Source organism: Kitasatospora sp. NPDC001225 (assembly GCF_053597855.1).
On the sequence record NZ_JBSFJC010000232.1, the window covers coordinates 1 to 7,342 of the forward strand.

Here is a 7,342-nt window from a genome sequence, read left to right on the forward strand (position 1 = left end):
GCCCGCCCGGGCGGCGGCCGCAGTGCTCGGGCGGGGCGGAACGGCCCGCGCCCCGATGGGGGCGGGCGCGAAGTAGGCCCAGACCCGCCGGACCCGGTCGTTGCCGTAGCGTTCCGCCCCGGCCCGTTCGCAGGTCTCCGCCCACAGGTCGTCCTTCAGCCCTCCGGTGAGCATGAGGTCGAGGTGGCGGAGGATCGCCTCGCGTTGGCGGAGCGGCAGGTCATGCAACTGCTTCAGCACGGTTCCGGTCTCGCCGCTCGCGGTGCTGAGCACTGCCAGCAGGTCGAGAGTGACACGCAGGGCTTCCTTCCACTCGCCCTCGGCGTAGATCCGTACGAGCCCGGAGGTGTAGTGCAGCCGGTGGACATCTTCAGCGGTGAGGTCCTGGTAGGTGCGTCCGCTGAGTACCGCGAGCACCCAGTGGAAACGCACCTCCGCGCCGTCGTACCCGTGGGCCATCGCATCGGTGATCATTTCGCGGGCGCGGCTGAGGACGCCGTCCTCCAGGAACCGCACGCCCAGCCGGTACTTCTCCTGCGGTGAGGCGTCCGGATGGACGAAGTAGACGTTGGAGTTGTGCACGGTCTCGGCCTGGATTCCGACCGTGGAGTCGTACGCGGCCGAGCTGTACGCGGCGTCGTTGCCGTGGTTCATGACAGGTCACCGGCCGCGGCGACCAGAGGGGCCAGCCGGGCCACCAGCGCCGGGCACTCCGCCACCAGCCCGCGCAGCCGCTTGAGTGTCATGGCCGTCCGCTTCGACGATTCGGGGATGTTTCCCCCAGCCGACCGGAGGGCGGAGTCCAGATCGGCCAGGGCCTCCCGGTAGGTGTCCTCGTCGAGTGCGCCCTCGATGCGGTGGCGCCCCAACTGCTCACGGAAGCTGCTCAGTTCCGCGACCAGGTCCGTCGGTCCGGACGCCTTCGGGGCCGTGTCCATGTGGACGCTGCTGCCCGTGACCGAGCCGGCCATGATGCCGACGGTGCTGTTGTGGGCGGTGTTGCTGACATGTCGGCCGAGCCTGTCGGCCGAACGAACCCTGTCGTCCCGGGGCATCGCGTTCTCCTCCAGTTCCCCTACCAGTTTCACCGCCAGCCGGGTGGCGAAAGCCGCCGCGTTCGCCGCGGCCCGCGGCTGCCAGTTGCGGTCCTCCGCACTGTTCTTCGTGCCGTCCGCCCGGTCACTGATCCCCCGGATGATGGCCACCGGTGCCCCGCTGAGATGGCCGGCCTGTGCCACACCGGCCGCCTCCATCTCGATGGCGAGTGCGTCGTTGTAGTGCTGCCGGATCCACTTGGCCTCGGCCGAGATCCTCGAGTTCTGGACGACCTCGCCGGCGGCGACCGCCCCGAAGCGGACCTGCGGTGCGTCCTCGTGACCGGCCTCGGGGCCCGCCCAGTCGTTCAAGCGGGCCAGGTGCGAGGCGAGCTGGCTGATGCCGTGCGGTGCTTCCCACACCCGGGGGCGGGCCTTGAGCCCGTCGTCCTCGCTGGTCCCGCCGTGGTAGGCGTACACGTGCGACGCCATCACCACGTCGCCCAGCCTGGTGGTGTCCCACAGGGCGCCGGCGACCCCGACGAACAGCACGGCCACCGGCGAGAACTCCTGGATCGCGCGTTCGGCGATCACTGCGGCGGAGTGGTTCCCCTTGCTCGTCAGGCCGAGCGCGACACGGCACGACGTGCCCTGCACGCTTCCCACCTCGAACCGGGTGCCACGCTCATGGCGATGCACCTGCGGACCCGCCAGCCTCTGGCGTACAGCCTGGTACTCAAGATTGAGGGCAGTGAGAATCACCACCGGGCCATTCGACATCTATTCCTCTTCCCCTCTCGTGTGCTCTTCCGTCGCGGATGGCGCGGGCCGTATCAGCGGTGGGAACAGCACGGTCTTCGGGCCGGCCCGGTACAGCCGTGCGGGCCGTCCTCCCGTGGTTCTGCGATCAGTGCCGGCAGGGACGATGAACCCCTTCGCGGCTTGGACCTTCCGGTAGAAGTTGCGGGTGTCGAGCTCGGTGCCCCAGACGGCCTCGTACACTTGCTGCAGCTCTGCGATGGTGAAGTTCTCCCTGCAGAACGCGGTGGCCAGCGCCGAGAACTCGAGCTTGGTGCGCGCGTGTTCGATCCCGTCCGTGGTGATGCGACGGTGATCGAAGGCGAGCTCCACCTCGCCGGACAGGACGGCTTCTGCGGGAACCCACGCGGCGTCGGTGGCATCCGTTCCCGCGACCGGGTCGGGCAGCCCCGGTGCGATCGCCAGGTGGGCCACGGAGACGACGCGGCCCCGCGGATCGCGGCCCGAGCCCCCGTACACGGCCAGCTGTTCAAGGTGCACGGAGTCGGCGGCCAGGGCCGTTTCCTCGCTCAGCTCGCGGTGGGCGGCATCCAGGATCTCCTCACCATCGTGGTTCAGGAATCCTCCGGGCAGGGCGAGCATGCCACGGAAGGGATCTCCGCCTCGCTCCACCAGGAGGACGTGCAGGCGACTCTCCCGCAGCGTCAGGATCACGAGATCGACCGTCAGCAGCACAGCAGGTGGTGACCACACGTCATCTTGCATGTTCTACAAGGTACTTCAGTTACTGTCACTTGCACAATAAGGGGAGTGTGGGGACGCTCCACCGCTCGACCTTGTAGCCGCGGTGCGTGCGGCGGGACCGCGCGGATCGACCGGCTGGCACCGACCCCACCAGTCGGTTCCGGTTCCGTGGCTCCTGCGGCCGGTGCTGCGACACTGCCCACAGGGTGAACCGCCCGGCCGATGTCACCTCCCGAACCTGCTGCAGTACGCCGACAACCCCGTCGATTGCTGGCCCTGAAATCCGGATGGCTCCGTGGCGGCCGAGCGGCTGGGGCGCCGGTGCTGCTGAGCGTCGCGTACGCGGCCTGTCACTGGTGCCAGGCGATGGCGCACAGGTAGTGCCGAATGGGTTCCCGTCCAGACCTCTCACTCAGAGGACCCGTCGAAGGCTTCCCGCAAGCCCGGGTTTGCGGAGATGGGCAGGGGCTCGACCGCGCGGGTCGAGGTCGGGCCGCGCCAACGTCTGCTCGCATGCAGCGCAGCTGCAGCAGGACCTGGTACGGGGCCTGGGGCGGCTGGTCGGCGGCGACGATGGTGTCCCTTCCTCGCTGTTCCCGTGAAGGGCGTACGTAGCGGCGGGCGGGTGGGTGTATGGCGAGGCCGCCCCTGCGGGATCGGCGCAGGGGCGGCCTTGGTTGGTGGTGGTCAGGAGTCGACGAGCCGGTTGGCGAGTTCGAGTGCGGCGGTTGCCACGGTGAGGGCGGAGCACAGGCCGGTGACCTCGAGCAGGGTGGGGCGGACGAGGCGGGGCCAGTCGTCTCCGGCGGCGGGCCAGGTGGCGAGGGGCACCACGGTGGTGGCGAGGCCGAGGCGGGCGGTGACGTCCCAGCCGGCCTCGGGGGCGGGTTCCCAGCGCAGGAGGATGCGGCCGAAGGGGAGTTGGGGCGCGGTGTGCGGGATCCAGAGGACCTTGATCGGGTGGCCGGTGTGGGCGGGGACGCTGTGGACGAGTGCTCAGCTTGCCCACGGTGGCATGGGGTGAAGGGCGAAGCGGTCGAGCGGGCGGGGAAGGCGGGCATGGTAGCCGGTGGGGATAGGGCTCTCCTTCGGTCGGCGGCTTGGGTCAGGCCCAGGCGAGCTGGTCGCGGACGTCAGACGGGAGGTAGTCCTCCTGGCCGTCCTCGCTGATGTAGGCGATGCCGTTCTGGACGACGACGTCCGTGCCGACGTAGTGGGCGAAGGGCCAGTCGGGGTTCACGGCGAGGCGGACCCGCAGGTTCGGGTCGAGGGGCTGGAGTTGGGCGAGCAGGTGGCCGAGGGTGAGGTGCTGTGGCATGGCGGTTCTCCAGGAAGGGGCGGTGTGGTGAGCGGGCGCAGCGACGGCGGTGGTCACGGAAGGTTGGGGCGGGGCATCGGTGCGGGGGCGCGCAGGCGGTGGCGAGGCCGGATGAGGACGGGGTCGTCGGCGGGCCACGGGTCGCAGGTGTCCCACGGGTAGCCGGTGGTGAGGACGACGGTGCCGTTCGGGGCTTGGACTTCCGGCAGGCCGCAGACCCCGCAGCCGCAAACCGGGTGGTAGGGCCCGGGGCTGGCCGGGTAGGGGCCGGCGGCGAAGCAGTTGGCCCGGGGAAGGCGGCCGGGCACGGCGGGTTGGAAGGCGGAGACGATCAGCTCGCCGGGCCGGACCTGGTCGGCGCGGACGATCCGCAGGTGGGGGCTCGCGAGGATGCGGCGGCTCGCGCCATGCTCGGTGGCGGTGGTGACGACCACCGGGTGGAAGTCGACGTGGCGGGTACTCGTGGTGCCTCCTTCGGGGACACGGGTGATCAGTCGGCGAGGCGGTACGACCGCAGGGCCAGCGGTTCGTCCTCGGTGTCGAGCACCACCAGGCCGTCGGTGGCCAGACGGTCGAGCGATCTGGCGACCGCGCGGTTGCGTAGGCCGAGGGCGGTGCCGATCTGGCCGACGCGGGCGCCGTCGGGCCTCTTGGTGAGGTGGGCGACGATCACCGTGTCCCGGCGCAGGCCGTCCGCGTGGATGTCGTCGAAGGCCAGCAGCAAGCCGCCTGAGCTGAGGGCGAGGCCGAGCACGAACGCGGCCGACCCGGGTGGGACGGAGAAGGCGTTGGCCAGGCCGAGCGCGGCGATGGCCGGGCCGGGGATGCGCGTGAGGTCGATGGTGATCGTCAGGGTGTCGTCCTTCGTCGAAGCGGTAATCCGGTGGTCAGGAGCGCTGGTGGGGAAGGAGCCGGGCTTCGCCGCCGTGGGCCTCGATCAGCTCCCGGACCAGGGCGACGGGGACGTGCAGGTACACGGAGTCGGTGGGGTCGTTCTCCTCGGACCCCGCGTCGAGGTGGGTGCGCCAGGCGTTCCACGGTTCGGGTCGCTGGGTGGGGAAGCCGATCTCCAGTGTCTCGGCGGGCAAGAGGAAGGCGTCGACGGGGTCAGGGGCGAGTACCGAGAGGCTGAAGCCGTCGCTGCAGACGATGTTGCTCTCCTGCACGGCGCGGCCGAGTGGGTTGCGGGGAGTGCCGTGGGCAATGGCGTGGTCGAGCCTGGGTGTGGTCAATTGGTGCTCCATTCAAGGATGTTGGGTCGGTGGATCGGGCCGGCGACGAGCGCGGCGAGGAATCCGGCGACGGCCTCGGAGGGGGTGCGGAGGCCGAACTCCTGGGTCCAGGCATCAGCGTGGTCGGGTCGGACCTGTACGCGCCAGACGATGCCGCGCTGCCAGGCGCCGGGGTCCTCGGGTAGCCAGCCGACGTAGACGCGCCCGTCCGGGCTGGTGCAGTGCACGTTGGCCTCGGGGGTGTCCACGGTGGCCCAGCCGAGTCCACCGAGCAGGGACAGGACCGGCTCCGCACAGTGGTCGGAGGAGAGCCAGTTGCGTTCCTCGGCAATGGGGCGGACGGGGGCGGCCAGCAGGGTGCCGGGCGTGTTCATGGGGCTGGATCCCTTTGTTGACCTGCGGTTTCGGCGACATGAGTACGTTGACATGCGATATACCGAAGCTCGTAGTCGTTTCCGGCGGTGATCGGTCTGCCGTGGGCGAACTGAGGCGGGAATGGATCGGCGGGGCTCGGTGCTGACACGGGGTTACGGCGAGGGGCCGTACGCAGGTCTGAAGGGGGGCGGCGTTGGAGCCGAGTAGAGGTCGTGACATGGCGGCGCTGGAGCGCAAGATCCGCAGCGCGGGCCGGGCGTGGACGAGGGGCGACATCGCCATGATCGCCGACGGCCAGTGGGCCGTGAACACGGCGAGCCGTGCCGAGCAGGCGCAGGCCGAGGTGGTCGAGGCCAGGCTGGCGGACGGCCGGCGTGTGGAGCTGACGCTGGACGAGCTGGCCCGCGTGGTGGGCGCCGCCGACCCGGGCGCCCACCACGACCGGGACGTGAACTGACCGTCCGCTACCGCCGGTTCGCGGCCGAGGCAGCTGAAGCGGCTGCGGTCGGCGGGGCGGGCCGTTCCACAGGAAGACTCACCGGACGGGGAGCGTGCGTGCTGCGCGCGGTGGCGGCCTTCACACGCTCGGCGCCGGGACCGTTCTGGTCCTGCAGGGCGAGTTCGCGGGCATCGACGACATGGCAGATCGCCCGCAGGGCGGTGCTGGTCTCGGCGTGGGCGGTCCGCAGGGCACTCGCCGATTCCGTGATCCGGTCGAGGTCGTAGAAGGTGGGGATGTGGCCAGGATGAGTTAGGGCGTGCAGCCGTTCTTGGTGCACGGCAATGGAGTTGGAGACCACAGTGAGGTAGCCGCGGCTGTGCATGGCCGCGCGCAGCAGGGGGTCCTCGACGGGGCGGCGGACCGCGGCCTTCTCCAGGTCGGCGATCGGCCGGCCCCAGGCCTTCTCGATCATCGCGTCGGCGTGCTCCAGGGCGGTGACGTCGGGCACGGGGTTCCTCCGGGGTGCGGGTGGTCAACGGGAGCGTCCGGCCGAGGCGGCCGGGAGTGCCGGAGGGTGGGTGGTGGTGCTGTAGGCGAGCGCGGACGGCGCGGTGCGGGGGACGGAGAGCGAGCGGGAGGTGGCCGCCCGCACGCGCGCCACCTCAAGGGGGCTGGGCGCCGTCGGCGTCGCGGTGGCGACGGCTGGCAGGTGCGCCAGATCGACGCGCCGCATGTACCGATTGACCGGGATGGGTTCGGTCACGGCGGTGGTGAGGGTCTGGAGCAGGTGCTCGGGCAGGCGCGAGGAGGCGGTGGCGTACCAGACGCCTCGGGGCGGGCCGACCTCGAACAGCCAGCGCTCGGTGTCGCCGGCCATCTCGGCTTCGTGCCGCAGCGGGTCGTCCCGCTGGTGGAACTGGATGAGGCGGTCGGGCGACTGGTAGCTCAGGAACGGGGTGGCGGGGTCCAGGCGCCAGCCGTCGGCCAGGAGCCGGAGGGTGGTGTCGGCTCCGGAGGTTCGGCCGCCGTCGCCCAGGTAGGCCTCGGGGCCCTGTGCGTAGGCGGCGGCGAGCGCGGCGGTGAAGTCCTCGACGACCTCGGGCGGGGTGCGGTTGTCGAAGGTGACCAGCCATTGCGGCGGGGCGAAGGCGTCCGGCCCCGCGCTGATTTTCCACAGCGTCGAGTCCTCGCCCTCGGGCAGGAAGGCCAGGCGGGCCCGCAGGTCCGGCGCGGTGACGAAGGTGTTCGCAAGCTCGTCCCTGCTGAGGGCCCAGCCGGCATCCAGGAGGCGCTGAATGGCCGGGGAGCCGTTGGCATCCCCGTTGGCGAGGTAGCGGGGGGTGATCCGGTACTCGCGGGGTTTCTCAGTGGTGTACGGCATCGGATCGTCCAGGGTCAGCGGCGGCGGCGTGCGGCGGCGGGCGCGGGCCGGGCGGCG

The 7,342-nt window shown here is 71.0% G+C and carries 12 protein-coding genes and 1 pseudogene; 2 read left to right on the top strand and 11 right to left on the bottom strand.

What is annotated here, in order from left to right:
- The 3 genes and pseudogenes from ACWDCZ_RS37850 to ACWDCZ_RS37860 form a co-directional block, all read right to left on the bottom strand.
- Window positions 1-654, bottom strand: a pseudogene (locus ACWDCZ_RS37850) (hypothetical protein); the annotation flags it as partial.
- Window positions 651-1,814: a 5'-methylthioadenosine/S-adenosylhomocysteine nucleosidase family protein gene (locus tag ACWDCZ_RS37855; protein ID WP_449818305.1), complete on the bottom strand. Its 1,164-nt coding sequence runs from the start codon at window positions 1,812-1,814 to the stop codon at window positions 651-653. The gene ACWDCZ_RS37855 and the pseudogene ACWDCZ_RS37850, both read right to left, overlap by 4 nt.
- Window positions 1,815-2,558, bottom strand: coding sequence for an NUDIX hydrolase (locus ACWDCZ_RS37860; RefSeq protein WP_387976908.1), 744 nt, complete (start codon window positions 2,556-2,558; stop codon window positions 1,815-1,817).
- A gap of 201 nt (window positions 2,559-2,759) precedes the next feature.
- Here ACWDCZ_RS37860 and ACWDCZ_RS37865 point away from each other — a divergent pair, with 201 nt between their 5' ends.
- Window positions 2,760-2,918, top strand: coding sequence for a DUF255 domain-containing protein (locus ACWDCZ_RS37865; protein ID WP_387976911.1), 159 nt, complete (start codon window positions 2,760-2,762; stop codon window positions 2,916-2,918).
- A gap of 306 nt (window positions 2,919-3,224) precedes the next feature.
- Here ACWDCZ_RS37865 and ACWDCZ_RS37870 read toward each other — a convergent pair whose 3' ends face one another.
- From ACWDCZ_RS37870 to ACWDCZ_RS37895, 6 genes are all read right to left on the bottom strand, one after another.
- The gene (locus tag ACWDCZ_RS37870) at window positions 3,225-3,368 is read right to left on the bottom strand and encodes a hypothetical protein (protein WP_387976914.1); all 144 of its coding nucleotides are present in this window, start codon (window positions 3,366-3,368) and stop codon (window positions 3,225-3,227) included.
- 274 nt (window positions 3,369-3,642) lie between these two features.
- The gene (locus ACWDCZ_RS37875) at window positions 3,643-3,855 is read right to left on the bottom strand and encodes a hypothetical protein (RefSeq protein ID WP_387976917.1); all 213 of its coding nucleotides are present in this window, start codon (window positions 3,853-3,855) and stop codon (window positions 3,643-3,645) included.
- Window positions 3,856-3,908: 53 nt separating this feature from the next.
- Window positions 3,909-4,289 (bottom strand): hypothetical protein, encoded by a 381-nt coding sequence (locus ACWDCZ_RS37880; protein ID WP_387976920.1) that lies wholly within the window; start codon window positions 4,287-4,289, stop codon window positions 3,909-3,911.
- A gap of 56 nt (window positions 4,290-4,345) precedes the next feature.
- A complete protein-coding gene (locus ACWDCZ_RS37885; protein ID WP_387976923.1) occupies window positions 4,346-4,579 on the bottom strand; it encodes a hypothetical protein in 234 nt (77 codons plus the stop codon).
- A 163-nt stretch (window positions 4,580-4,742) separates the two neighbouring features.
- Complete coding sequence (locus ACWDCZ_RS37890) at window positions 4,743-5,087, bottom strand: hypothetical protein (RefSeq protein ID WP_387976925.1); 345 nt, start codon at window positions 5,085-5,087, stop codon at window positions 4,743-4,745.
- Window positions 5,084-5,461, bottom strand: a complete 378-nt coding sequence (locus ACWDCZ_RS37895) for a DUF317 domain-containing protein (protein ID WP_387976928.1) — start codon at window positions 5,459-5,461, stop codon at window positions 5,084-5,086. Before ACWDCZ_RS37895 ends, ACWDCZ_RS37890 begins: the two co-directional genes overlap by 4 nt.
- A gap of 218 nt (window positions 5,462-5,679) precedes the next feature.
- On the opposite strand from ACWDCZ_RS37895, the gene ACWDCZ_RS37900 reads away from it, so the two are divergent.
- Window positions 5,680-5,919 carry a hypothetical protein gene (locus ACWDCZ_RS37900; RefSeq protein WP_387976931.1) on the top strand — a complete coding sequence of 80 codons (240 nt, stop codon included), beginning with the start codon at window positions 5,680-5,682 and terminating at the stop codon, window positions 5,917-5,919.
- Between the two features lie 7 nt (window positions 5,920-5,926).
- Here ACWDCZ_RS37900 and ACWDCZ_RS37905 read toward each other — a convergent pair whose 3' ends face one another.
- On the bottom strand, window positions 5,927-6,412 hold the full coding sequence (locus ACWDCZ_RS37905) for a hypothetical protein (RefSeq protein WP_387976934.1): 486 nt from the start codon (window positions 6,410-6,412) through the stop codon (window positions 5,927-5,929).
- Between the two features lie 24 nt (window positions 6,413-6,436).
- On the bottom strand, window positions 6,437-7,342 hold a 906-nt coding region (locus ACWDCZ_RS37910; protein ID WP_449818306.1), incomplete at its 5' end, for a DUF317 domain-containing protein.

Coding starts and splice junctions, on each gene's coding strand:
- ACWDCZ_RS37900 (WP_387976931.1), top strand. CDS start 5,680: ATGGCGGCGCTGGAGCGCAAGATCCGCAGCGCGGGCCGGGCGTGGACG.
- ACWDCZ_RS37875 (WP_387976917.1), bottom strand. CDS start 3,855: ATGCCACAGCACCTCACCCTCGGCCACCTGCTCGCCCAACTCCAGCCC.
- ACWDCZ_RS37860 (WP_387976908.1), bottom strand. CDS start 2,558: ATGCAAGATGACGTGTGGTCACCACCTGCTGTGCTGCTGACGGTCGAT.
- ACWDCZ_RS37855 (WP_449818305.1), bottom strand. CDS start 1,814: ATGTCGAATGGCCCGGTGGTGATTCTCACTGCCCTCAATCTTGAGTAC.
- ACWDCZ_RS37865 (WP_387976911.1), top strand. CDS start 2,760: ATGTCACCTCCCGAACCTGCTGCAGTACGCCGACAACCCCGTCGATTG.
- ACWDCZ_RS37895 (WP_387976928.1), bottom strand. CDS start 5,461: ATGAACACGCCCGGCACCCTGCTGGCCGCCCCCGTCCGCCCCATTGCC.